Source organism: Arthrobacter sp. P1_B11, from assembly GCF_056406715.1.
In genome coordinates this window covers 1-24355 of the sequence record NZ_JBFTZQ010000040.1, presented here as the reverse complement: position 1 = coordinate 24355, position 24355 = coordinate 1, and the positions used below count along the sequence as shown (strand labels likewise).

Annotated in this window: 28 protein-coding genes; 11 read left to right on the top strand and 17 right to left on the bottom strand. The window is 65.3% G+C overall.

From position 1 onward, the window contains the following. Positions 1-11: 11 nt before the first annotated feature. On the bottom strand, positions 12-209 hold the full coding sequence (locus tag AC1D14_RS21230) for a hypothetical protein (protein WP_476877317.1): 198 nt from the start codon (positions 207-209) through the stop codon (positions 12-14). Between the two features lie 176 nt (positions 210-385). Continuing rightward, positions 386-631: a hypothetical protein gene (locus AC1D14_RS21225; RefSeq protein WP_230120937.1), complete on the bottom strand. Its 246-nt coding sequence runs from the start codon at positions 629-631 to the stop codon at positions 386-388. Positions 632-797: 166 nt separating this feature from the next. On the opposite strand from AC1D14_RS21225, the gene AC1D14_RS21220 reads away from it, so the two are divergent. Then, positions 798-1577 (top strand): phosphatase PAP2 family protein, encoded by a 780-nt coding sequence (locus AC1D14_RS21220; protein WP_230120935.1) that lies wholly within the window; start codon positions 798-800, stop codon positions 1575-1577. Positions 1578-1586: 9 nt separating this feature from the next. Further along, positions 1587-1892, top strand: coding sequence for an MmcQ/YjbR family DNA-binding protein (locus AC1D14_RS21215; RefSeq protein ID WP_230120933.1), 306 nt, complete (start codon positions 1587-1589; stop codon positions 1890-1892). A gap of 44 nt (positions 1893-1936) precedes the next feature. On the opposite strand, the gene AC1D14_RS21210 is transcribed toward AC1D14_RS21215, so the two are convergent. After that, complete coding sequence (locus AC1D14_RS21210) at positions 1937-2248, bottom strand: MerR family transcriptional regulator (protein WP_230120931.1); 312 nt, start codon at positions 2246-2248, stop codon at positions 1937-1939. Positions 2249-2387: 139 nt separating this feature from the next. Between AC1D14_RS21210 and AC1D14_RS21205 the strand changes: the two genes are divergently transcribed. From AC1D14_RS21205 to AC1D14_RS21195, 3 genes are all read left to right on the top strand, one after another. After that, on the top strand, positions 2388-2810 hold the full coding sequence (locus tag AC1D14_RS21205; protein ID WP_476877341.1) for an Hsp20/alpha crystallin family protein: 423 nt from the start codon (positions 2388-2390) through the stop codon (positions 2808-2810). Positions 2811-2957: 147 nt separating this feature from the next. After that, positions 2958-3365 carry a J domain-containing protein gene (locus tag AC1D14_RS21200; protein WP_476969137.1) on the top strand — a complete coding sequence of 136 codons (408 nt, stop codon included), beginning with the start codon at positions 2958-2960 and terminating at the stop codon, positions 3363-3365. Continuing rightward, positions 3362-3751, top strand: coding sequence for a hypothetical protein (locus AC1D14_RS21195; protein ID WP_476877318.1), 390 nt, complete (start codon positions 3362-3364; stop codon positions 3749-3751). Before AC1D14_RS21200 ends, AC1D14_RS21195 begins: the two co-directional genes overlap by 4 nt. Here the strand turns inward: AC1D14_RS21195 and AC1D14_RS21190 are convergent. Continuing rightward, complete coding sequence (locus tag AC1D14_RS21190; RefSeq protein ID WP_476882469.1) at positions 3748-5187, bottom strand: AAA family ATPase; 1440 nt, start codon at positions 5185-5187, stop codon at positions 3748-3750. The genes AC1D14_RS21195 and AC1D14_RS21190 overlap by 4 nt on opposite strands. Positions 5188-5333: 146 nt before the next feature. Between AC1D14_RS21190 and AC1D14_RS21185 the strand changes: the two genes are divergently transcribed. Together AC1D14_RS21185 and AC1D14_RS21180 are read left to right on the top strand one after the other, a co-directional pair. After that, on the top strand, positions 5334-5726 hold the full coding sequence (locus tag AC1D14_RS21185; RefSeq protein WP_230120919.1) for a VOC family protein: 393 nt from the start codon (positions 5334-5336) through the stop codon (positions 5724-5726). Positions 5727-5790: 64 nt separating this feature from the next. After that, positions 5791-7344 carry a glycoside hydrolase family 1 protein gene (locus tag AC1D14_RS21180; protein ID WP_230120917.1) on the top strand — a complete coding sequence of 518 codons (1554 nt, stop codon included), beginning with the start codon at positions 5791-5793 and terminating at the stop codon, positions 7342-7344. 35 nt (positions 7345-7379) lie between these two features. Here AC1D14_RS21180 and AC1D14_RS21175 read toward each other — a convergent pair whose 3' ends face one another. The 3 genes from AC1D14_RS21175 to AC1D14_RS21165 form a co-directional block, all read right to left on the bottom strand. Beyond that, positions 7380-8438: an App1 family protein gene (locus tag AC1D14_RS21175; RefSeq protein ID WP_476877320.1), complete on the bottom strand. Its 1059-nt coding sequence runs from the start codon at positions 8436-8438 to the stop codon at positions 7380-7382. A gap of 89 nt (positions 8439-8527) precedes the next feature. After that, complete coding sequence (locus AC1D14_RS21170; RefSeq protein WP_230120914.1) at positions 8528-9259, bottom strand: DUF72 domain-containing protein; 732 nt, start codon at positions 9257-9259, stop codon at positions 8528-8530. Positions 9260-9390: 131 nt separating this feature from the next. Continuing rightward, the gene (locus tag AC1D14_RS21165; protein WP_230120912.1) at positions 9391-10125 is read right to left on the bottom strand and encodes a GAF and ANTAR domain-containing protein; all 735 of its coding nucleotides are present in this window, start codon (positions 10123-10125) and stop codon (positions 9391-9393) included. 144 nt (positions 10126-10269) lie between these two features. Here AC1D14_RS21165 and AC1D14_RS21160 point away from each other — a divergent pair, with 144 nt between their 5' ends. Next, a complete protein-coding gene (locus tag AC1D14_RS21160; RefSeq protein WP_476882468.1) occupies positions 10270-12078 on the top strand; it encodes a glycoside hydrolase family 15 protein in 1809 nt (602 codons plus the stop codon). Between the two features lie 91 nt (positions 12079-12169). Then, positions 12170-12892, top strand: a complete 723-nt coding sequence (locus AC1D14_RS21155) for an HAD family hydrolase (protein WP_476877321.1) — start codon at positions 12170-12172, stop codon at positions 12890-12892. A 29-nt stretch (positions 12893-12921) separates the two neighbouring features. Here the strand turns inward: AC1D14_RS21155 and AC1D14_RS21150 are convergent, their stop codons facing one another. Next, positions 12922-13194, bottom strand: a complete 273-nt coding sequence (locus tag AC1D14_RS21150) for a hypothetical protein (RefSeq protein WP_230120907.1) — start codon at positions 13192-13194, stop codon at positions 12922-12924. Between the two features lie 196 nt (positions 13195-13390). Between AC1D14_RS21150 and AC1D14_RS21145 the strand changes: the two genes are divergently transcribed. Continuing rightward, positions 13391-14566: a zinc-dependent alcohol dehydrogenase gene (locus AC1D14_RS21145; RefSeq protein ID WP_230120905.1), complete on the top strand. Its 1176-nt coding sequence runs from the start codon at positions 13391-13393 to the stop codon at positions 14564-14566. Positions 14567-14668: 102 nt separating this feature from the next. On the opposite strand, the gene AC1D14_RS21140 is transcribed toward AC1D14_RS21145, so the two are convergent. From AC1D14_RS21140 to AC1D14_RS21105, 8 genes are all read right to left on the bottom strand, one after another. Then, a complete protein-coding gene (locus AC1D14_RS21140; protein WP_230120903.1) occupies positions 14669-15025 on the bottom strand; it encodes a VOC family protein in 357 nt (118 codons plus the stop codon). Positions 15026-15083: 58 nt separating this feature from the next. Beyond that, on the bottom strand, positions 15084-16241 hold the full coding sequence (locus tag AC1D14_RS21135) for a serine hydrolase domain-containing protein (protein WP_230120901.1): 1158 nt from the start codon (positions 16239-16241) through the stop codon (positions 15084-15086). An 84-nt stretch (positions 16242-16325) separates the two neighbouring features. Continuing rightward, positions 16326-17366 carry an IS3 family transposase gene (locus tag AC1D14_RS21130; protein ID WP_476969136.1) on the bottom strand — a complete coding sequence of 347 codons (1041 nt, stop codon included), beginning with the start codon at positions 17364-17366 and terminating at the stop codon, positions 16326-16328. Next, positions 17330-17830 (bottom strand): transposase, encoded by a 501-nt coding sequence (locus tag AC1D14_RS21125; protein WP_476969135.1) that lies wholly within the window; start codon positions 17828-17830, stop codon positions 17330-17332. Before AC1D14_RS21125 ends, AC1D14_RS21130 begins: the two co-directional genes overlap by 37 nt. An 82-nt stretch (positions 17831-17912) precedes the next feature. Continuing rightward, entirely contained in the window at positions 17913-18725 is an 813-nt protein-coding gene (locus tag AC1D14_RS21120) for a bifunctional allantoicase/(S)-ureidoglycine aminohydrolase (RefSeq protein ID WP_476882515.1), read from the bottom strand. 10 nt (positions 18726-18735) lie between these two features. Then, complete coding sequence (locus AC1D14_RS21115) at positions 18736-20010, bottom strand: DUF6986 family protein (protein ID WP_230121474.1); 1275 nt, start codon at positions 20008-20010, stop codon at positions 18736-18738. A 3-nt stretch (positions 20011-20013) separates the two neighbouring features. Continuing rightward, the gene (aceB, locus tag AC1D14_RS21110) at positions 20014-21612 is read right to left on the bottom strand and encodes a malate synthase A (protein WP_476969134.1); all 1599 of its coding nucleotides are present in this window, start codon (positions 21610-21612) and stop codon (positions 20014-20016) included. Positions 21613-21637: 25 nt separating this feature from the next. Further along, positions 21638-23113, bottom strand: a complete 1476-nt coding sequence (locus AC1D14_RS21105; protein WP_476882517.1) for an NAD-dependent malic enzyme — start codon at positions 23111-23113, stop codon at positions 21638-21640. A gap of 209 nt (positions 23114-23322) precedes the next feature. Here AC1D14_RS21105 and AC1D14_RS21100 point away from each other — a divergent pair, with 209 nt between their 5' ends. Continuing rightward, positions 23323-24078: an IclR family transcriptional regulator gene (locus tag AC1D14_RS21100; protein WP_230121477.1), complete on the top strand. Its 756-nt coding sequence runs from the start codon at positions 23323-23325 to the stop codon at positions 24076-24078. 73 nt (positions 24079-24151) lie between these two features. Here AC1D14_RS21100 and AC1D14_RS21095 read toward each other — a convergent pair. Then, the coding region (locus AC1D14_RS21095) for a transposase (protein ID WP_476969133.1) at positions 24152-24355 on the bottom strand (204 nt) is incomplete at its 5' end.

Below are 24355 nucleotides of genomic sequence, written 5' to 3'. Positions count from 1 at the left end.
GGGCCGGCGGGCTACTTCGAAGGCTGCGGGACCTCGCAGGCGATCTTGGGGTTGGCGCCCATGTAATTCAGCGGCCCGGCCGCGATGGTCACAGCCACAGTGCCCGCCTCAGCACATGAGTCCGGGGAACCGCTGAAATAGCCGCGTTGGAATGCGGCGAAGGCTCCGATGATGAGCCAGAGGATCACTAGCGTTCCGATGATCTTCATGGCATCCTCCGTAGCTGCGTCGCCACTCCAGTGTGTGTCCATTATCCACCGGGCGTGTCTTCCGCGACAGAGCTCCCGGACAGCAGCCGGAAGCAAACGAGGGGTGGGATCTCGGCGTTTTGGGCGAACCTGGGCGCCGAGATCTCACCCCTCGATGGGATGACACGAAGTTGCGGTCAACTTGGCTCGGTCGTGTCCACCGGGGTGTCGTCCACGTCCGGAGTGTCCTCGGCCGTGGCCACGGTGGGCTCTCCGGCGGCCGAACCGTCCCGGGCATCGGTTCCTTCTTCCGGCTCGAAGGTGTTGGCTTCGCCTGTTCCGAGGCCGGCGCCGTTCCCGGAGCCGGGAGCCTCGCCCCAGGATTGATTCTGCGACCCGGTGGTCTGATCGGCCTGGCCGGTGCCGGTTTCTTCAGTGCTCATGTCGTCTCCTGGAACCTCGTGGGGGCTGGGTAATTCACGGTAACAGGGGCCGCTTTGCCTGGTAAGGGGCAGCCCACCCCTGGCGCCCGCGCCCCGGGAGCGGGAAACGGGATAATCTTCATCACAGAAACCATTTCAATCGATCGACGCACAGGCAGGCTTCCACGTGGCAGAAGAATCGGCGGGCAAGGCGGGATGGTGGCGGGTGTTCCACGACAAATTCGTGGTCGAAGAACGCTACATGGACGCCGGTGCACGGAAAGGGCTCTATGTCGTTGCGGTTGTCCTCGCTGTGGTGGGCGCAGCGATTTTCTTCGTGACGCTCGCCGGGGTTCTCCAGCACAACGGCATGGCGAGTTCGGATGAAGCTGCCCGGAGATGGCTGCTGACCACCCGCTCGGATGTACTGACTGTTGTCATGATCATTCTGGCGGTCATCTTTGGGCCCGTGGGGCTGCCGATCATTGTCCTGGTGGTCACCGTCGCCTGGGGGATCCTGGCCAAGCATGCCTGGCGGCCCATCCTTCTGGCGGCCGCCATGCTCACCGGAGTCGGGCTCGCACAGCTCATCGGCCATGCCGTGGGGCGTGACCGGCCCCCGGTGGATCTCATGCTTTTTGGTGCAGACCACACCTTCTCCTTTCCGTCCGGCCATGTGCTGGGTGCCTCGGATTTCCTCCTGGTCGGCACGTTCCTGGTCTTCTCCCGGCGCAAGAATCCCAAGACCGCCGTTGTGGGGTTCGTCGTGGCCATTATTGGCGTGATTCTGGCATCGGTCAGCAGGCTGTACCTGGGCTACCACTGGGTGAGTGACGCCGTCGCCTCCATATCCCTGTCACTCGTGGTGATGGGGGCCGTGATCGCGGTGGACACGTGGCGGACCGCCCGGATACCGGGGGAATCCGTCACTGGGGAGCTGTCCAAAGCCGATTCCCCCTCGGAATAGCCCGGGGCCATGGCAACTGAAGCTGACGTCCGCCGGACCTGCCTCTCGCTCCCGGGAGTCACTGAACGCTCCAGCTGGAACCGGCCTGCATGGTTCGCCAAAACCCTCATGGCCCGGATCTGGGACGAGGGCGTGCTGACGGTCAAGACTTCAGAGCGCGAGGCGCTCGTCGGAACACAACCCGAAACTTATTTCTGGACGCCGCACCACGAGCGGTCGCCACAGTTGGTCCTCGTGCGGCTGGCAAAGCTCGACGGCGGCGAACTCGCCGAGTTGCTGGAAGAGTCCTTCCTGCTTGCCGGCGGACAGATCTGAGCGAGAGGCCCTCCGCCGCCGCGGGCTGGGTGCCGAAGGTATGCTCAGGCGCCCTCAGGTTGACGCGTGTTGCGGGAGCGTGCGCGTTGCAACTCCCGGCGGAGCCTGGCGTTATCGACCTCGAGTTCCAGCACTCTTGCCACACCTGCCAGGTTGAGACCTTCATCCAGAAGCTCCCCGATGCGGCGCAGGACCGCCAGGTCCGATTCGCTGTACTGTCGGGTCCCGCCGGAAGTTCGCTCGGGCGTCAGTAATCCGCGGCGCTCGTACAGCCGGATGTTTTGTTGGCCGGTGCCGAGCAGGCCCGCCACGACTGAAATGGCGTAGAGCCTTCGGTCGCCGGCCTGACCTGTCATGGTGCTATCCCTTGGTTGACGTTTCTTCGGTTTGCCTCTTGCACCAGTTTGCCACCGGTGCTATAAAAAATCTGTATCCACCACCATAGATAGTGGCGGGTCGACATGAATCATCCAGATGCTGAAGGAGTGGGAAATGATGCTCATCCGTACCGACCCGTTCCGTGAGCTGGACCGGCTTACCCAGCAGGTCTTCGGAACGGCTGCACGCCCCGCGGCCATGCCTATGGACGCGTGGCAGGAAGATGGAGAGTTTGTTGTCGCCTTTGATCTTCCCGGCGTCTTGCCGGACAAGGTCGACCTGAATGTGGAGCGGAATGTACTTACTGTCAGGGCGGAACGCCTGGACCCCACCCAGCCCAACGTGGAGCTGGTGGTTGCCGAGCGGCCTCGCGGAGTTTTCAGCCGCCAGTTGATCCTCGGAGACACCCTGGACACGGAAAACATCAAGGCCCATTACGACGCCGGTGTGCTGACGCTCCGAATTCCGGTTGCGGAGCAGGCAAAGCCCCGCAGGATTGAAATTGAAAGCAAGGGTGAGCTGCACCAGATCGAAACCTAGTCCCCAGGCGGGACCGGCTGTCCGGTCCCGATGGTGTTGCTGCTGACGGGGCGGTTCTCCGGGTTGAGGCCCGAGACCGCCCCCGAGCCACTTGCAGCAGCGGCCGCCGAAGGATGTCTCGCGAACCGACCCTGAGCAGGACAGACAATGGCCAGCAACTTCGCCGATCACTACGCCGTCTTGCACGTGCCCCGCACAGCGACCCAGCGCGATATCTTGCGCGCCTTCAGGTCACTCATGCGAACGCACCACCCGGATTTGGACAACCCCGCTGGCGCGCCCGCTGAACTGCAACTGATTATGCAGGCCTTCGAGGTCTTGCGAGATCCAAAGCGCCGCCAGGCCTATGACCGCGAAGCTATTTGCGAAGCAAACACGGCTGCAGCGGCCCATGGCGGCCGGCCGGCACGGGACAAGACACCGGACCGGCCACAGGACATTCCCGTCCGCCTGATTCGCCACGAGGACCCGCCGCTGTGGGCAACGCCTGTCCGATGGGAAAGCGGACCCTGGGCCCCTATCCGCATCGACCCCCGAGGAGAACGAAGACGATGAGCGACTGGCGCCGATACGACTCCCACCTGATTCCTGCCTTTTATGAGCGGTTTGAGGAGCGCTGGGGAAAAGGAACTGCACCCTTCCTGGACCCGGAGGCCCATGAGGAGCCTCTTCCACGCGCGCAGTGGATCCATCCCGCCACCGGTGCTGCCGTGGCCGTAGTGCCCATCTGGACGGACGATGACCGCCAGCACCGCTCGTTCGGAGTCTTCTACCTGCCTCCGGCGGGGGATATCTGGGTGCTTCGTCCCGGTTTCACAGGCTACCTGGAGCCCGGGCTGGACGGCTCCGAACACCTCGTGGCCTTGAGGAATGACGCCTTCAAGAAAGCCGTGGCCCATGCCAAGGATTTTCTCTTCGGCCCGCCCTCGGTGATGCATTAGGTGGGCCCCGGCCCGCTGCTGAATCCGCCGAAGCCGGGCGCGCCGAAGCCGTCGGCGTCGACCGGGCCGCTGCCCAGGAGGCTCCGGGTGAGGGCCTGGCCGTCGGCCATCAGCCCGTCCACCGCCGTCCCGAGGTGACCGTCAGCTACAGGAACCCCCTCGATTGCGGCCGCCACCACAGCCCGGCGGACCAGCTCCCGGGCAAAGGAGGCGGTGGTCCCTTCGGTGCTGGCCGCCGCATCCTGGATGGCGCCGGGACTGAACGGAATCCCCCGGGCGTACAGGTTCACGAGGTCGACGCGCTCTTCCAGGGCCGGGAGCGGAATTTCAACGGCCAGATCCACCCGGCCGGGACGCTGAGCCAAGGCACGTTCCAGCATGTCCACGCGGTTGGTGGTGAGGACAAACGCCACGTCGGCATCGTTGTCCAGTCCGTCCATGGCATCCAACACCTCGAACAGCAGCGGCTGCGGTCCGTGGCCGAAGCTTCGGTCTTCGGCGATCAGGTCGCAGTCTTCAAGAACTACGATGGAAGGCTGCAGCGCCCGGGCCATGGCTGCGGCTTCGGAGATTCTGGCCAGCGATCCGCCGGACAGCAGGATGGCCGTGGACCCCTCACTCTGGCTCAGCAGATACCGCACAGTATGGGTCTTGCCCGTTCCTGGCTTGCCGTACAGGAGGATGCCCCGCTTCAGGTGCTGCCCGTATTCGCTGAGTGACGCCCGGTGTTCGGCGATGCCAAGTGCGTGGTCGGACACCTTCTGCAACAATCCCTCAGGCAATATGACCTCGGAGGCTGCCAGGGCAGGTCTGGCGTGGAAGGTGACGCCCGCGGCGCTCGGACCGTACTCGCCCATGATCAGTGAAATGATCTGGCCCTTCAGCACGCTGCGGAACTGCATCCGGCGGCGGAACTCGGCCAGGAACGCGGCGGCGCTCCCGGTGTCACCTGCCACGACTTCGAGGGAGGCCGTCTGCCGCCCGTACCGCGGGTTGGCGTCCCGCTGCAGGACGGCCACCGGACTGCCCGCATAGCTGAACAGCCACAGGCCAAGGGCAACGGCCTGCCGCTGCTCGTCGGGTCCAACCGCGAGGTTCGCGTAATCCGGCTGCGAGAGCGGGAACTGCGGGAAGAACTGGGACTGTTGCAGCATGTCGCTCAAGGACTGGTGGTGCCGCTGGTCCCCGCCGCCGATGCCCACCAGCCGGAAGTCCCCGTCCTCGGCGGCAAGTTCTGCCATCAGGATGTCAGCATCTACGAACCGGTGCGGGGGGATCTCCTCCACCACCACAGACAGCGTTTCCGCGGGAACCGCCAAATGTTCCGTGAGTGTGGTCAGCAGTTGTGTCCCGGCCCGCACCCGGTGCTGGCCGGACTGCGCAAGCTGCACCAGCTGTGCAAAATCATCGATGAACTTCCCCAGTTTTTCATCCATGGGCAGACCCTATCAGTGCCGCTCCGGAAGTCGGGGAGTGACCTTCTGCCGGCCTTCCAGCACGGCCTGGTGGTTCTCGTCAGGCACTGCGGCGTGTGCCATTCTGGGAGGTACCGCAAGTCCCGGTGCCGTCAAAGGAGAAGACCATGTTTACGCCAAAGGGTTCGTTTTCCAGCTTCAGCGTCAATGACGTGGCGCAGGCCAAGGAGTTCTACGGAGCGAAACTCGGCCTGACCGTTGCCGACGGCGGAATGGGCACCCTGGAGCTCACGATGCCCGAGGGGCACAAGGTCTTTGTCTATCCCAAGGACAACCACGAGGCCGCCACCTTCACGGTGCTGAACCTGGTGGTGGACGACGTCGATGCAGCGGTAGACGAGCTCAACGCCGCCGGTGTCCGGACCAAGATCTACGACGACCCCGATCTGCCCACCGACGAAAAGGGCATCGCCCGAGGCGAGGGTCCGGAGATTGCTTGGTTCAAGGACCCGGCAGGGAACGTGATTTCGGTGATCAAGGCAGGCGGGCTGCTATTGTGACGGCGTAGTTTGAGGCAAACTGTCCTTCTGCCCCTTCGAGACAACAACATAAAGGTCCCCTGCCATGCACACTTCCGCCAAAGAGTTGGCCGCCATGATCCCGCCGGGTTTCACCCTGGGGGTAGCCACAGCCGCGTTCCAGATCGAGGGCGCCCTTGATGAGGATGGCCGCGGACCGGCGGGCTGGGACGTCTTCGCGGCAAAGGCAGGCAACATAGTGGACGGCCACCACCCCGCATTGGCCTGCGACCATTACCACCGCATGCCGCAGGATGTGGCGCTGATGAGGGAACTGGGCATCGATTCGTACCGGTTCTCGATCTCATGGCCCCGGATCCAGCCCGGCGGCAGCGGGCCGGTGAACCGTGCCGGCCTGGATTTCTACGACCGCCTGCTGGACGAGCTCCTGGCCAACGGGATCTCCCCGATGATGACGCTCTATCACTGGGACACGCCGCTGCCGCTGGACGAGGCCGGCGGATGGCTCAACAGGGATACCGCCTACCGGCTGGGCGAGTTCGCGGCCATCGCGGGGGCAGCCTACGGGGACCGCGTAGCCCGTTGGGTGACAATCAATGAGCCCGCCACGGTGACCACTAACGGCTATGCTCTGGGTCTGCACTCGCCGGGCCTGGCGGATTTTGCGAACGGGCTGCCCAGCGTCCATCACCAGCTGTTGGGGCATGGGCTCGCGCTCCAGGCGTTGCGGGCCGCCAACGTGGCCGGGGAAATCGGCATGACCAACGTGTACTCGCCGATGGTGCCGAATTCCGGCAACCCGCTGGACTGGCTGAGCGCAGGGGCCATGGATGTGGCCCAGAACCGCCTGTACGCGGACCCGGTCCTCACCGGAAAATACCCCGACCTCGTCCGCATCGGGAAGTTCTTCTCGTCGTTCGAGCATCCGGACGAGGACATGGACATCATTTCGCAGCCGATGGATTTCTACGGGCTCAACTACTACATGCCCACGCGGGTGGCGGCAGGAGCGGGCGACAGCCCGGTGCCCGCGGCCATGGCCGAGGCCATGGGGGACGATCTCAGCGCCGCCACCCCAGGCGGACCGCTGCACATTGAGCCCTGGCCGGACACCGAGACCACCGCCTACGGATGGCCGGTCAAACCGGAGTACTTGACCGTGGCACTCAAGGAAATGGCCGAGCGGTACCCGAACCTCCCGCCAGTCATCATCACCGAAGGCGGAGCGAGCTTCGAGGACATCATCGTCACGGACAAAGCCGCCAACCGCAGCTTCATCCCGGACGAGCGCCGTCTTCGGTACCTGTCGGACCACATTGGCACCGCGCTCCGCGCTACGGCGCCCGGCGGCGAGGCCGAGTCCGTCGATCTTCGCGGCTACTACGTGTGGTCCCTGATGGACAATTTCGAGTGGTCGGGCGGCTACAACCAGCCATTCGGGCTGGTGCACGTGGACTTCGAGACGATGGAGCGGACGCCCAAGGCATCCTACTTCTGGCTCCAGGAGCTCCTCGAAGAGCGGAACCTCGTAGCGTCGGCGGGGGCCGCCGTCGCCGCCGCCGCCTCCTCGGAGCCGGAGCTGGCGGCGGGTGCGGAGCCCGGAAGGTCCGACGGCGGTGCGCAGCCGCTGGGGCTGTGACCGCCAGGTACAGGGGCGGTCCGGATCAACTCAGCTCAGATCAGTTCAAGGTCCCTGAGCTGGCGGGCAATGCCCGCGCCGTCGGGCGAGTAGATCCACGTCACCGAGGAGGCGCTGTGGTCTCCGTCTTCCGAATGACCGCCCGCGAAGACTGATTCGCTGACAGACAGCTGCCGGATGGCGATCGCGGCCACTTTGTCGGCATGGTCGTGGGTGAACGCTGAATAGATCTGCTCATCGTGCTGGCCGTTGTCGCCGATGAGCAGCCACCGCATGTGCGGGAATTCGGCCGCCAGGCGCTCCAGGTTTTGGCGCTTATGGTCCTGTCCGCTGCGGAACCAGCGGTCCTGGGTGAGTCCCCAGTCCGTGAGTACCAGCGCGCCGGAGGGGTACATGTTGCGCGTGAGGAACCGGGCAAGGGTGGGTGCCGCGTTCCAGGGGCCCGTGGACAGGTAGATGACGGGGGCGTCAGGATGCTCTACCGTCAGCCGGTCCAGCAACACAGCCATTCCCGGCGTTGCCATCCGGGCCCGCTCGCTTAGAACGAACGTGTTCCACAGGGCAAGGAACGGCCTGGGCAGCGCCGTGACCATGACGGTGTCATCGATGTCGGAGACGATGCCGAACTTCGTCTCCGGACCAATGACGAAAATACTGGCGTCGGCGGGCTCAGTGCCCTCGGACCGCAACACGGCCGTGTGCCAGCCGGGGGAGAGGGAAACCTTGACATCAATGTCGATGAGTCCGCCCCTGTCGGCTCTGACCTTCGTGACAGTGCCGCCCACTTCAATTTCCACCTCCGAGCCCGGAATGGGAACGCTGGTGAAGGCGCGCCAGCCCCGGACGTTCTGCGTTCCGTTCCTGGCGGCGTGCTCGGCCCGGCTTCCGGGCACGGGCTTGCTGGCCAGCACCACCCGGCCGAGCACCCGCACCCAGTCCGTGGAACCGTATCCCTGATAGGCGATGGTTTTGGGTTCGAACTTCCACCGGCGGGCGAGTTTTAGCCGCGCGGTGTTGATTGCGGCCGAGAGCCGGTGGGCCAGGCGGAAGACGTGTGTGCCTGACAAAGAACTTTCCTGTGACGCCGTGTCCATTCCTTCACTCTGCCACAGGCCGGGGCCGCCGGGCCGGTTACCGGGCTCTGTTACCTGCCGCCGGCACGGCGCGCGCCGCCCTAACGCCGTTAACCGTCCCTCAGCAGCCACCGCAGAGTGTCAGCGTTCCGCACCGCGTTGCCGCCGCCGTCGTTGTTGAAATAGGCGTAAACGTCCTTGCCCGCGCCGCGCCACTCCCGGATCCTCTCCGCCCACCAGCGCAACTCCTCCTCCGAGTACGAGCCGCCGTACAGGTGCTGGTGGTCCGGCCCGTGCAGCCTGACATAGACGAAGGGTGCGGTGGCCCTCAAGATGCATGGCAGATTGGCTCCGCTCATGACGCAGTAGGCCGCGTTGTGCCGCTCCAGCAGGGCGTAGACATCCGGGTGGTCCCAGCTCGGATGCCGGAACTCCACGGACACCCGGATCCAGTCCGGCAGGGCGCCCAGAAAGTAGTCCAACCGGGCGTCGTCACGCGCCAGGCCGGGCGGCAGCTGGACCAGCAGCACGGCGCGCTTCTCACCGAGCTCGTGCCAGGATCGGGCAATCCGCTCGATCCAGACCTCCGGGCTGTAGAGCTTCTTGCCGTGGGTCAGGCCGCGCGGGGCCTTGACGGACAACGCGAACCCGTCGGGCAGCCGCCGCCGCCAGCTGGCGAAGGACGTGTCCCTCGGCCAGCGGTAGAAGCTGGCGTTCAGTTCCACGGTGCCGAAGCACGCCACGTAGTGCTGCAGCCTGTCACGGGCGGGGAGTCCCGGCGGGTAAAGCACGTTTTCCCAGTGGTCATAGCTCCAGCCCGAGGTGCCGATGTGCACTGTCATTCGTCTACTCCGTCGACGCCGTAGCCGATGTGGCCGGCACCGAAGCCACGCGCGGAAACAGGGGGCAGGGTAGAGCTAAATGACCGTTTCAGCATGTCAGGAGACTATCCGCTGAGGCTGGTCGGAGGTAATCAATCGAAGTGCGTGGTCAGGCTTCCGCCGCCGGCGGACTCCACGATCGCGGCGGCCACATCGCGGAGTTTCAAGTTGCGGTTGCTGGAGGCGGACTTAATCAGCTTGATGGCCTCCTCCTGGCTGCAGCGGTTCTGCGCGATGATGATGCCCACCGCGGTGTCGATGATGGTCCGCGACTCCATCGCCGCCTTCAGGTTCGAGGCGGTGTCGCTGTGCTTTGCCAGCAGGATGGAGAGCTGGAGTCCCTTCGATGCCTGGCGGACGTAGGTGACTGCGTGCTCGATCGCGGCGGCATCGAAAGCGTTCGGCTTATCGGAGTAGAGGTTGAGACCTGCGCGGGCATTATCTCCGGGCAGGTCAAACGGCACCGCCAGAACGGAGCGCATGCCGTTCCGGAGGATGGTCTCGTTGTATTCAGGGAATTCCGTATCCAGCTTGAAATCCGGAACATGGACCAGGACGCCTTCCCGGCACGAGCGAAGGCAGGGTCCGTCGCCGAACTGGTACTGGATCTCGTCGACCGCCTGGGCCCGCTCACTGCTGCTGGCCACAGTGCCCGCTGTGCGGTTCCGCAGAAGCGTAATTCCGCAGTGCACATGGCCGCGCGGTCCTGACAGTTGCTCGGAGGAGTAACGGGCCAGCTCGTTCAGGAAATTTCCGACGTCCTGGGTGTCCAGCAGGAGATCCTGGACGTAGCCCACCACATCGGTCTCATTCAGGCGACTGTCCAAAGAAGGCTCCAGTTCTGCTCTGTCGTTCGGCGGGGCCGTCACGAAAGGTTCGAAGGTCAGGTTCCGGGGGTGCTGCTTCAGCTAACCTCAGGCTACACCCGGCGTGCCCTCGTGCGGACGTGTCAGCTGTGGCACTGTAAGGGCATGGTACGCATCGAGGATTATGCGGTTGTGGGCGATCTGCACACCGCGGCGCTGGTCAGCACTGAAGGTTCCATCGACTGGCTTTGCCTGCCGCGCTTCGATTCGCCGGCGTGCTTCAATGCGCTGCTGGATACCCCCGAGTCCGGACGCTGGCGGATCGCTCCGGCAGGCGCAGGGGAATGCACCCGGCGACGCTACCGCCGCCACACACTGATCCTGGAAACCGAATGGGAAACAGAGGATGGCGCCGTCCGGGTCATCGACTTCATGCCTCCGCGCGACGAGGTGGCGGACATCGTCAGGATCGTGGTGGGGCTCCACGGCCATGTCAGGATGAAGGGCGAGCTTGCCCTGCGCTTCGACTACGGCCACATCATGCCCTGGGTCCGGCGGGACAGCCACGGCCTGCATGCTATCGCCGGGCCGGATTCGGCCTACCTGGTGACCACCGCGCCGCTTCGGGGCGAACACATGCACACCGTCAGCGACTTCACCGTGAAAGCCGGCGAGCGGGTGCCCTTCGTGCTGACCTGGGCGCCCAGCCATGTCCACAGGCCGCGATCGGTGGACGCGGAGAAAGTGCTGGAATCCACCGAAAAGTTCTGGCGCGAATGGGCCGGGCAGTGCAAGGTGACAGGTCCCTACAAGGATGCGGTGGAGCGTTCGCTGATTACCCTCAAGGCCCTCACCTACGCGCCGACCGGTGGCATCGTGGCTGCTGTGACCACGTCACTGCCGGAACAGCTGGGGGGTCCGCGGAACTGGGATTACCGGTTTTGCTGGCTCCGCGATGCCACCCTGACACTGCAGGCACTGCTGGCCGCGGGCTACACCGCCGAGGCCGCCGCCTGGCGGGACTGGCTGCTGCGCGCCGTGGCCGGGGATCCGGCGGACCTGCAGATCATGTACGGGATCCACGGGGAACGCCGGCTGCCCGAGATGGAGCTCCCGTGGCTGGCCGGCTACGAGAACTCGTCGCCGGTGAGAGTGGGCAACGGTGCAGCGGGCCAGCTGCAGCTGGACGTCTGGGGCGAAGTGCTGGACTGTCTCTCACTCACCCGGAACTCGCTGCTCAAGCACACGGACGAGGCCTGGGACGTGCAGGTGGCGCTCATGGAGTATCTGGAAGGCGCGTGGGACCAGCCGGACAACGGGCTGTGGGAAATGCGAGGGCCCAAGCGCCATTTCACGCACTCGAAGGTGATGGCCTGGGTTGCGGCGGACAGGATGGTCAAGGGCGTCAGGGACTCCGGGCTCCCCGGGCCTGCCGACCGCTGGGAGGAGCTGCGGGAGACCATCCGCGACGATGTCATGGCCCACGGGTACGACCCGGAGCGGAACACCTTCACCCAGTCCTACGGCCGCCCGGAACTGGATGCCAGCCTGCTGCTCATCCCGCGCGTAGGGTTCCTGCCGCCGGATGATCCCCGCGTCATAGGCACCATCGACGCCATCCAGCGGGAGCTGACCGAGGACGGATTTGTGCTGAGGTACCGGCCCCAGGACAGCGACGACGGCCTGCCGGGGGAGGAGGGTGTCTTTCTTGCCTGCTCCTTCTGGATGGTGGAGGCGCTGCTCGGCGCCGGCAGGCGCCGGCAGGCCACCGAACTGTTTGAGCGCCTCCTTGCGCTGCGGAACGACGTCGGTCTCCTGAGCGAGGAGTGGGGTGTCCAGAGTGCGCGGCACCTGGGAAACACGCCGCAGGCATTCAGCCACTTCGCCCTCGTGACGAGCGCCTTGGAACTTCATCAGCAACGGACGCGGCGAAGTGATAAGCCCCTGCCATCGAGGGCGGGAACGGCTTCATAGGTGCCGTCCATTCCCCGCTTCGCTCAGCCAGCCGGACGTCAATAAGTATACTTACTAATGACTTGGTGAATTATGGAGAAGGAGCGGTGGAATGGCTGGAATATTTGGTCCCGGGACGCCGGCCGGCAGCGCCGCCGGCCCGCGCCGCAAAGCAGTCCTGTTTGATGTTGACGGGACCCTGATCGACTCTGCCTACATACACACGCTCGCCTGGTGGCAGGCGTTCCGCCAGTCGGACTTCGACGTGCCCATGGCGCAGATCCACCGTTGCGTGGGGATGGGCGGTGCCCGGCTGGTGGACCACCTGCTGCCGGAAGGGCGTGACAAGGCCGGGGACGAAGAAATTCTTTCGGCCCACTCCGGGATTTTCGGCACTTACTGGCCGTCCCTGCGCCCCTTCGATGGAGCCCGGGAACTCCTCGCCCAGTGCTGCGAGAGCGGCCTGGCTGTGGCGCTGGCGTCCTCGGCCAAGGATCAGGACCTCAAGGCCCTCCGCTCCAGCCTGTCCGCCGATGCCTTCATTCATGCGGCAACGAGCGCCAACGATGCCGAGGAGAGCAAGCCCGAGCCGGACATCCTCATCGCCGCACTGCGCGCCGTAGGGCTGGAGGCGGACAACGCCGTCTACGTCGGGGACGCCGTCTGGGACGTCTATGCGGCGGCCAGGCTTGGCATGCCCACCATCGGCCTGACCTCCGGCGGGACCAGTGAGGCCGAGTTGCGAGAGGCGGGCGCCGTCGACGTGTACTCGGGTCCCCGGGAACTGCTGGACCACCTCAGTGACAGTGCGATCGGGAGGCTCCTCGCCGGTTAACGAGCCAGCCTGCGCGCGGGCTACCGGACCTACAAGGTGGCCGGGCCGGTTGTGGACTCGGTGGCCGCAGGGTCGCCGGCCCCCGGTTCGTCAGCGTAGTCGCCCCTGTTCCACGCCACCGAAACCGCAACTGAACCGTCGTCGTTCCTGACCACTTCGGTGACCACCTCCGCAACAGCCGCCCCCATGGCCAGAATCTTTGCCCGGTAGGTGGTGACCAGCTCCTCAAGGCTGGCCTCCGTCCATTCGCCCGGACGTATCCGGGTGGAAATCTCCACGGGTTCGGGCTGGTACAGCGTCATGATGATGCCTTTCCTTGGGGGGGCAGCGACAGTTCCTACGCTAGGAGCCTTCGCTGGCCGAAACAAGCGAAAAAGCAAGCTGGCTTACTTTTACAACAGGGCCGGGCCGGAAGTTGATAAGCATACTGATCTTCCCATCGCGACGGATCGGCGATACGGTCGAAAAAGCCCATCTTCAGCTTAAGGAAGGAACGCCATGAAGGCACTGACCTGGCAAGGCAAGCGCTCAGTGAGTGTGGAAGAAGTTCCGGACCCCGTGATCCAGGAGCCTACGGACGCCATCATCAGGATCACTTCCACCGCGATCTGCGGCTCGGACCTCCACCTCTATGAGGTACTGGGACCCTATATGCACAAGGGGGACGTGCTGGGCCACGAGCCCATGGGAATCGTGGAGGAGGTGGGGAGCGCCGTCACTAACCTCGCCAAGGGCGACCGGGTGGTGATTCCGTTCAACATCTCCTGCGGGCACTGCTACATGTGCAGCCAGGGGCTCCAGTCGCAGTGTGAGACCACCCAAGTCAGGGAGAAGCGTTCCGGGGCCGCACTGTTTGGCTTTTCCGAACTCTATGGGTCGGTCCCGGGCGGCCAGGCCGAGTTCCTGCGCGTACCGTACGCCGACTATGGCCCGGTTAAGGTGGGCCAGGAACTCCCGGATGACCGCTACCTGTTCCTTTCTGACATCCTTCCCACGGCCTGGCAGGGTGTGAAGTATGCGGACGTCCAGGACGGCGGCACCCTCGCGGTGTTCGGGCTCGGACCCGTGGGGCAGTTCGCCTCGCGGATCGGCACGCACCTGGGACTGAGGGTGGTCGGAGTGGACCCCGTCCCGGAGCGGCGCGAGATGGCGGCGCGGCACGGCGTCGAGGTCCTGGACTATTCCAAGGGCGTGGCTGATGAACTGCGGGAAATGACCGGCGGCCGCGGACCCGATGGGATTGTGGACGCGGTCGGCATGGAAGCCCACGGCTCGCCAGTCGCCGCGTTCGCCCACCACGCGCTCGCGCTCCTGCCGGACAAAGTGGCACAAAAGGCCATGGAAACCGCCGGCGTGGACCGCCTCGCGGTCCTGCACACGGCCATTGATTCGGTCCGCCGGGGCGGGACGCTCTCCCTGAGCGGCGTCTACGGCGGAACTGCCAGCCCCATGCCGCTGCTGACCATGTTCGACAAGCAGATCCAGCTCCGGATGGGCCAGTGCAACGTCCGCCGCTGGACGGATGAGCTGCTTCCGCTGGTGGAGGACGACGCCGATCCGCTGGGTGTCACGGATCTGGTCACCCACCGCGCGGGGCTGGCCGAGGCGCCGGCGCTTTATGAAAAGTTCCAGAAGAAAGAGGACGGCTGCATCAAGGTGGTCCTCCAGCCCTAGAGGGCAACGGTTACCCGGCCTTCAGCAGCGAGGGCCGGAAAGCGGCTGGCGGGAGACAGCTTCTCCCGCCAGCCGTTGCTTGACGTGCGAAGCTATCGGGCCTCAGGCTCCGGCGTCCACGACGCAGAAGCGGTTTCCGTCCGGGTCTTCCAGGACGATGAAGTCGGGGTCCTCCGGGTACAGGTCCCAGTCCACCTGCGAGGCGCCGAGTTCCACGAGCCGCTCCACCTCCCCCGCCTGGTCGTCGGCGTAGAGATCCAGGTGCATACGCGGGTGCGGTTGCACGGGCGTCTCGCTGATCATGAGGGCAAGGCGGGCTCCCTCGCCTGTCCGCGGGACCAGCACCACCCAGGTTTCGTCGCCGTCGTCCCGCGGCACATAGCCCAGAGCATCACACCAGAAGGCTGTGGCGCGGGCGACGTCATTGACCCCGAGGACAGTCGTACCGATCGTCAGCATGCCTTCATGCTTCCGCGCGGCTGTTCGCGACGCAAGGGGTGCTCTTGGCTTGGCGGGGTCAACACCATTGGTTCAGCAGTTGCTCAGCCAGATCAACCATCTCGGGCACCAGCGGGTGGAGGAAGGCCACGAACGGCGACGGCGGATAGGTCATCGCCATGGTGACCTGCCGCTTTCCGTCGGCGCTGGTCATCGAGACCATCCCGTAGCCCTGCACGTCACCGATGTTGCCGTAGTAGAAGTCGTTGGTGCAGGTGTCGTTCCAGCGTGCCAGGCCGAGTTTGAAGTTGGAGTAAACCGCTTCCTTCATCTGCGAAAGGGTGGACTGCTTCAGCAGCTTCCCCTGAAGCAGCGCCGAGTAATAGGTATTGGCGTCCCGGACGGTGGAAACCATGCCGCCAGGAGCATCGATATACACCCTGGGATAGGCGACGTCGAACTGTTTGTCCTCAACAGTGATGTAGCCGTGCAGCAGTTCGTCTTTCGGACGCCCTTCGGCGGTCATGAAGGTCTCCGTGAGCCCGAGCGGTTCGATGATGTCTGACCGCAGGACCTCGGCGAAGGGACGACCCCGGAGCCGTTCAATGATCAAAGCGAGTGCGACCAAGTTCGAGCCGGAAGGCTCGAAGGGCTGGGCGAGTTTGTACTTCCACGGAAGGCGGGCGGCGAGGGCCAAACGCTCTCGCAGGGTCAAAGGTGAGTTGAATACCTGCCGGAGCGGGCCGGACGTCCACAGGACGTCCCCGTAGTCCGGAATGCCCGATTCCTGGTTGAGAAGTCTGCGCACGGTAATGGGCTCCGGCGGCTTCAGAATGCGGCTGAACCCGGGGAAATAGTCGTCCACCTGGCCGTCGAGGGCGATCCGGCCTTCCTCCGCGAGCTTCAGCACGGAGACAGCGATCATGGACGTCGTGAGCCCGCCCATGTGGATCGGATCGTTGAGTTGCACCTGCTGCCCGCCGCCGAGGGTCCGGACTCCCTCCGCGTGAGTCCACTCCGCGCCGTTGTTCCTGGCCTGGATAAGAACGGCCGGAGCCCCTTCTTCCCGCATGGTCTGGCTGAAATCGAGCAGGTCAGCGAATACCCAGCTTGGCGGTGTCTGCTGGTCGGGCGGCTTGGGTGCCGGGGTGCAGCCGCCAACTGTGGCGACCAGCAAGGCTGCGGCCGCCGGCGCGGCGAACCGCCGCAACCGGGCGCGAAGCCAAGGCCCTGCCATGCCATCAGGATACGCGCCAAGCCCCCGCAAGCGCCGCACCTAATTCGCCGGAAACGCGCGAGTTCGCCGGGAGCCCGGAATGAATCAAGCTGTTTGTGACAGCTGGTTGGTTTTGTAGTTGATGCCGGCGTGGGCCGGGGCGGCTGGTGCGGTGGGTTTGTTGCGGTAGCGGTGAGGATGCCGGGCGTGGCAGGCGTTGAGGGTTGCCTGGCGGCGTCGGCGTGCCTGGTCGACTCGTCCTTCGTGGACGGTGTCGGGTGTGTAGTAGTTCAGGCCGCTGTGGCGGTGGTTGGCGTTGTAATCCGCGAAGAATGCCGCCATGTGGTCGCGGGCGTGCTGGAGGTCCTGGAATCGGCGGGGAAAGTCCAGGTCGTATTTCACTGTCTTGAACAGGGATTCCGAGTAAGGGTTATCGTCGGAGACCCGCGGGCGGGAGTAGGACAGTGTGATGCCCAGGGACTGGGCAAGCTGGAGGATGCTGCCGGCCCGCATGGGTGCGCCGTTATCGGCGTGGAGCACGGCAGGGCGCTGTCGGTTGTCGGTGACCGCGCCGTTGATCAGTGCGGCGGCGAGGGCGGCCGTTTCGGTGTGTTCGACGCGGTGTCCGACGACTCTGCGGGAAAACACGTCCAGGATCGCGTAGAGCCGGTAGGTGTGTTTCCCCGGGCCGTGGAGCATCGTGATGTCCCAGCTCCAAAGCTGGTTCGGGGCGGTCGCGTGCACAACGGGTTTGGCCCGTTTGGGGCCGGTTCCCGGGCGCTGTTCGCGGCGGTCACCGTTCTGCCCGTTCCGGGCCACGATGCGGTGGGCGGCGGCGATGGAGAAGAAGCAGCGCCCCGCATCGAGCATCCGGTAGTAGGCCTGGGTGACGGAGAGGTTGGCGTATTCCCTGGAGTTCAACAGCTCCATGAACGCGTCGGCTTCGGCATCGGTGATCCGGTTCGGATAGTCCCGGTCGGCGTGGGGCACCAGGAGCCCCGCCGGTGTAGCCGGGCTCAGACGCCGGTACCAGGCCGTGCGGTGCACGCCCACCAAGGCACAGGCCTTCACCGCGGACCAGCCCGCTGTGATCAGTTTCCCGGCAAAGGTCAGGGCGATGTCTTTCCAGGTTTTGGCGTCAGCCACTCCGGCCGGCCCGGCTCCGGCTCCTCCACTTTCGGATCCGTCGCCGCCGCGCTCTTGGCCATCGCGTCCAAGAGCGCGGAAGCTTTTCCCAGAATATCCACGGCAGCCTCGGACCGCGCCAGCTTGGCCTTGAGGACTTCGTTTTCCTTCAAGACCCGTTTGAGCAACTGCTTATCGCCCGCATTCAATCGCTGATCCTCCTCTAGGTTGTCGGACCTGGACCTCAGCTCCCCGGACTCCCGCTCGCGGCACCAACGATTCATGGTGCCCTCGGTGATGCCCGCCGCCCTGATGAATGCGGCCTTAGAGCCCCACTCAAGGCATTTGTCGTACTCATCCAGAATCGCGTGCTTCTGGTCGGTAGTGAAGTGCTTCCGGTTCGAAACACGAACAGGCATAACGAAATCCATGACGGACCTTCCCCCCGCCCTGAGCACCGGCTCCAGCAACAGGGAACCTGTCACACAACAGCCTGACACACAGGGAGCCTGCGGCGAACTGGCAGGCTTCCGGCGATCCCGGCGTCGGCGTTAAAGACCGAACAAGTTACGTCAGGCGGATCTGGCGGTTGACGTCCTTATACAGCAGGTAGCGGAACTGGCCAGGGCCGCCTGCGTAGCAGGCCTGCGGGCAGAAGGCGCGCAGCCACATGAAGTCGCCCGCCTCCACTTCCACCCAGTCGTTGTTGAGCAGGTACATGGCCTTGCCCTCCAGGACGTACAGGCCGTGTTCCATGACGTGGGTTTCCGGGAACGGGATCACACCGCCCGGCTGGAACGTCACGATGTTCACGTGCATGTCATGCGCCAGGTCGTTGGGGTCCGCGAAGCGCGTGGTCTTCCAGACGCCGTCGGTATCGGGCATCGCGCCGGCTTCGACTTCCGCGTCACTGGTAACGAAGGACTTGGCCTCGTAACCCTCGAGCCTCTCGTAGGCCTTGCGGATCCAGTGGAAGGAAACGATGTCGTCCGAGACGTTTTCCAGTCCCCAGGTGGAACCGGCCGCCAGGTAGGCGTAGCCACCCTCCTCAAGCTGGTGCAGTTCACCGTCGAGGGTCAGGTTGACCTTGCCCTTGGTCACGAAGACAACGCCTTCAACGCCTGCCTCGAACTCGGCCTTGGGAGCACCGCCGCCCGGGCCGATCTCGACGATCAGCTGCGAGAACGTGGTGGCAAAGCCGGAGATCGGGCGGGCAATGATCCAGGACCGTGTGTTGGAGAAACCAGGCAGGTTGCTGGTCACGATATCGGTCATGACGCCTTTGGGGATGACCGTGTAGGCCTCCGTGACGATGGCCCGTTCCGTGGTGAGGTGGGTCTGCGGCGGCAGGCCGCCCTGGGGGTAGTAGTACTTGCCCATCATTGGATCCTTACTTCGAAGTGGTGTGGGCCAGCCGCGGGTGCGCAAGGCCGGTCAGGTGGGGGATTCCGACGCCGGCAAGCGCCAGCACCTCGTCGGCGCCCACCGCTCCGCACTGGACGCCGCGCAGCACGAAAGCGGCGAGTGCACGGGCCGTGGCAGGCTCGTCCATCACCCCGCCCTCGGTGCGTTCAACGTAATTGCGCAGCCGGGCCGCCGCGGCGGGCAGCCCCTGGCGGTAGAACGCGTACGTCGCAGCGAACCGGCTGGGCAGCTGCGCCGGGTGCAGGTCCCAGCCCTGGTAGAAGCCGCGCTCGAGGGAACGCCGGACCAGCCGGCCGTGGAGCTGCCAGGCGTTTTCTACGTTGTCGCCCACGGGGATAATGTTGGTGGAGCCGTCCGAGAGCCGGATGCCGGTGCCTGCCACGGCAAGCTGCATGACTTCCTTGGCGAAGTCCGCCACGGGATGCTCCATGGACTGGTATTCGGCCGAGATCTGCAGCGACGCCGAGTAGTCGTACGTCCCGTAGTGCAGCCCGCTGATACGGCCGGGAACAGCATGGGGGAGCTGTGCCACGGGGGAGTTGCCCTCGGGGCCAAGGATCAGCTGCGGTGTTTCCACCTGCACCTCAAAACGCAGCCGGCCTGCCGGCAGCGAATGGACTTCCTCAAGCCGGGAGACAGCGAAGTCCATGGCCTGCACCTGGGCCACCGTGGTGACCTTGGGCAGGGTGAGGACCAGGCCCTCCGGAAGCTCGCCGGCGGAGGCCAGGCCGGACACAAACAGGTCGAGGGTCCGCAGGCCGCGGGCACGCGTGGGCGCCTCAAAGCATTTGAAGCGGATTCCGATGAACGGCGGCGCGGAGCCGGCCGCAACAGCGGCGGCCACGGCGGAAGCGGCGGCAACGGCGGCGGCGTCCTCGGCGTCGTCGCCCCGGTCCCCGAAGCCGTCCTCGAAGTCGAGCCGGAGGTCCTCGATAGGTTCGCTGCCGAGTTTGGCCTCCACCCGGGACGCAACAGCGTCAGCCAGTTCGCTGTCCTGGCCCAGCAGCGCTCCGACCCGGGCGAGTCCGCCATGGGCGGCCGCCGTCGACAGCGCCTGGGCGCCCCAGTCGGCGGCGAGCGACGGCGTGAACCGGTCCGCCGGGACATAGACAGTGTGGACGGGCTGGCGCGAGCCGTCGTCGCCGGGGTAATTCTGCTCCAGCAGCCGGTCGGTGGCCGCCAGCTGCGAATCGATCCTGGCCAGATCCGCAGCGCTGAGTGATGATTCCGGTACCGCCATGCCTCAGCCCACCAGTTCGTAGGCCGGGGTGGTGAGGAAGTCCGTGTAGTCCTCGGAGAGGCAGATGTCCGCGATCAGGCTGCTGGCGGGCTGGTAGTAGCGCTGGAAGGCCTCCTCGCCCACCTCGCCGCGCAGCTTCTCTGTCTCCTCGGCCAGGATCTTGGTCACAAGCTCGCGCGTCACGGTGTTGCCGGTGTCTGCGAGCACCACCTCGTTGCGGATCTGCTGCCACACCTGCGAGCGGGAGATCTCCGCCGTGGCGGCATCTTCCATGAGGTTGTGGATGGCCACCGCTCCGTTGCCCGAGATCCACACGGCGGTGTAGGCCACGGCCACGTAGAGGTTCAGGCGCAGGCCCGCCTCGGTGACCTGGCCGTCCGCGGAAGCGATGTCCAGCAGCTGGCCCGCGGTCACGGAGACTTCCGGGCGCTGCTTGTCCAGCTGGTTGGGGCGCTCGCCGAGGACCGAATCGAACACTTCCCGGCAGACCGGGACCAGATCAGGGTGGGCCACCCAGGAGCCGTCGAAGCCGTCGTTCGCCTCGCGGGTCTTGTCCGCGCGGACCTTCTCGAAGGCTTGGGCGGTGACTTCAGGTTCGCGCCGGTTGGGGATGACCGCGGCCATCCCGCCCATGGCGAAGGCGCCCCGGTGGTGGCAGGTCTTGACCAGCAGTTCCGTGTAGGCGCGCATGAAGGGCGCGGTCATGGCCACGGTAGCGCGGTCCGGCAGCACGAAGCTGGCCCCGGCGTCGCGGAAGTACTTGATGATGCTGAAAAGGTAGTCCCAGCGGCCCGCATTCAGGCCCGAGGCGTGGTCGCGGAGTTCGTAGAGGATCTCGTCCATCTCAAAGGCAGCCGGGATGGTTTCGATGAGCACGGTTGCGCGGATGGTGCCCTGGTTGAGGCCAAGGTAGTCCTGCGCGAAGACAAAGACCTCGTTCCACAGGCGCGCCTCGAGGTGGCTCTCCATCTTCGGCAGGTAGTAATAGGGGCCCTGGCCGTTGAGGACCAGCTGCTTGGCGACGTGGAAGAAGTGCAGGCCGAAGTCCACGAGGGCACCCACGGCGGGTTCGCCGTCGAGCAGGAGGTGCCGTTCCTCCATGTGCCAGCCGCGGGGGCGTGCCACCACGACGGCGAGCGGGGCGTCCGTGCGCAGCCTGTATTCCTTGCCCTCAGGGGAGGTGTAGCTCAGGGACCCCGTGGCGGCGTCCCGCAGGTTGAGGATGGCATCGATGACGTTGGCCCAGGTGGGCGTGCTGGCGTCCTCGAGGTCCGCGAGCCACACCTTGGCGCCGGAGTTCAGCGCGTTGATGGCCATCTTGGCAGGAGAGGCGGGCCCCGTCATTTCAACCCGGCGGTCCTGCAAAGCCGCCGGTGCCGGCGCAACCTTCCAGTCGCCGTCGCGCACGTCCTGGGTGTCCGGCAGGAAGTCAAGGCTGCCGGTCCTGGCCACATGCTCGCGCTTTGCGGTCCGGGCCTTCAGGAGCTCAGAGCGGGTACCGGCGAACCGCTTGTGCAGTTCCTCCACGAAAGCCAGGGCCTTGGGGGTGAGAATCTCCTCCGCGCGCTCGATCGGCCGGGGGTCTGTGACTGTGATAGCCATTGTTGGTCCTTTCCAGGGCTGCGAATCAGGCGTTGGCGAAGGCTGCTGCGTTTGCTGCAGCAGGTGCTGCTGCTTCTGTTGAGTCTTCCGCTGTTGCCGCTGCGATGCCAGTACCCGCTGCGGCGCGGGCTGCGTTTGCCACGGCCGCGGCGACGTCCGCGGCCACGTGGGGGTCGAAGACGCTGGGGATAATGTAGCTGGCGTTGAGCTCGTCGTCAGCAACACGGTTGGCGATCGCCTCGGCGGCGGCCACCAGCATCTCCGGGGTGATGTCCGATGCCCCCGCGTCCAGCAGGCCGCGGAAGAAGCCCGGGAATGCCAGGACGTTGTTGATCTGGTTCGGGAAGTCGCTGCGTCCCGTGGCCACGACTGCTGCGTGCTTGGACGCGATGGCAGGATCGATTTCCGGTGTGGGGTTGGCCATGGCGAATACGATCGCGTCCTTGGCCATCGAAGCGACCTGCTCCTCGCCGATCACGTGCGGTGCGCTGACGCCGATGAAAACATCTGCATCTTTGAGCGCCTGGTGCAGGGTTCCGGAGAATCCCTCTTCGTTGGTGTTGGCGGCAATCCAGCTGCGGTGCTCGTCGTTGTACTGCTCGCCGGAGTGGATGGCGCCGGAGCGGCCGGCAGCCACGATGTGCCGGGCGCCCTGGGCCTTGAGCAACTGGATGATGGCGGAGCCGGCGGCGCCCACGCCCGAGACGACGATCCGGACCTCGGAGAGCTTCTTGCCCACCACGCGCAGGGCATTGACGAGGGCGGCGAGCGTGACGATCGCCGTGCCGTGCTGGTCGTCATGGAAGACCGGGATGTCCAGTTCTTCACGCAGGCGGTTCTCGATCTCGAAGCAGCGCGGGGCCGCGATGTCTTCGAGGTTCACTCCGCCGTAGACGGGCGCGATCGCCTTGACGATCTTGATGATCTCCTCGGTGTCCTGGGTGTCCAGGCACACCGGCCACGCGTCCACGTTGGCGAACTGCTTGAACAGGGCGGCCTTGCCTTCCATCACTGGAAGTGCGGCGGCCGGGCCGATGTTGCCGAGGCCCAGCACCGCCGAACCGTCGGTGACCACGGCGATGGTGTTCCGCTTGACCGTGAGGTTGCGGGCCGCTGACGGGTCCTCCGCGATGGCAAGGCAGACGCGGGCGACGCCGGGGGTGTAGGCGCGGGAGAGATCGTCGCGGTTGCGCAGGGCTACTTTGGGGACGACCTCAAGCTTGCCGCCGAGGTGCATGAGGAAGGTGCGGTCCGAGACGTTCCGGACGGTGACGCCGTCGAGCGCGTTGAGGGCGTCCTTGACGCGGTTGGCGTGGTCGTCGTCGGTGGTGTTGCAGGTGACGTCAACAACCAGGGTCTCGTGGTGGGATTCGGTGACGTCGAGGGCGGTGATGGCCGCGCCGGCCGCGCCCACGGCGGCTGCGAGTTCGCTGGTTGCCGTGAAGCTGGACGGTGCTTCCACGCGCAGGGTGATCGAGTTCCCGGGGCTGGGGTTCGCCATTGAATGTCCTCCTGGTACGCCCATGCATTGGGCTGGCTTACGCCGCTAATGTTTTCGTATTATGGATATTATTATCTACTTTATGGAAACACAAGCCCTGCGGGGACATCGACGAGGACTCGGCCGTGCTGTATCTTGGGATTTCTAAGCAGTTCTTTTCACAATGCGGATAAGAGTTGTCGGAATCGAGCCCAGCAGGAGACGACGGAATGGCTGAAAAGGCCGCAGGAGGCGTGCAGTCTGTTGAGCGCGTCTTCGAACTTTTGGAATTGATCACCGACGCCGGGGGAGATGTGACGCTCAGTGAGCTCTCTTCCTCCACTGACCTGCCCCTGCCGACGATCCACCGGCTTCTCCGGACGCTGGTCACGCTGGGCTACATCCGCCAGCTGCCGAACCGCCGCTACGCCCTCGGCCCGCGGCTGATCCGGCTCGGCGAAGGAGCCAACAAGCAGCTTGGCGCCCTGGCCCGCCCGCAGCTCAAGTCGCTCGTGGACCGGCTCGGCGAGACGTCAAACATGGCGGTACTGGACTCGGACATGGTTATTTACGTGGCCCAGGTTCCGTCCCTGCACTCCATGCGCATGTTCACCGAGGTGGGGCGGCGCGCGCACACCCACGACACCGGCGTGGGCAAGGCCATCCTCGCGCAGCTGGACGATGAAGTGGTCCGCGGGATCGTGAGCCGGACCGGCATGCCGACACCCACGGCCAAGAGCATCGGCGACATCGATTCGCTCCTGGCCGACCTGGATCGGATCCGTGAGCGCGGGTACTCCATCGACGAGGAGGAGCAGGAGCTCGGCGTCCGCTGCTTCGCGATGGCCGTGCCCAACGCGCCCACGCCGACGGCCATCTCCGTCTCGGGCCCGGTGTCCCGCGTGGACCAGTCCTTCGCCGACCGCGCCGTGCCGCTGTTGCGCGAAGCGGCCCAGGCGATCTCGGACGAACTCAACCAAAACTGACCCGAGCGCGAACGAACACTTGGGGCCCCGTTTTCCACGGGCGGTTTCTAGGGGTCGTTGCAACACCTGTTGGTTAGGTGGTTAGTAGTAAAGCACGTAAACGCTCGGCTGGGGTTTCCCAGCCGAGCGTTTTACGTGGCCGGCCGTTGAGTTTCTGAGCGACGAGTTCGAGGTCTTCGGGACCGTAGACGGACAAATCCGTGCTCTTGGGGAAGTACTGGCGCAGCAGCCCATTGGTGTTCTCATTCGAGCCGCGCTGCCAGGGGAGGGGCTGGCG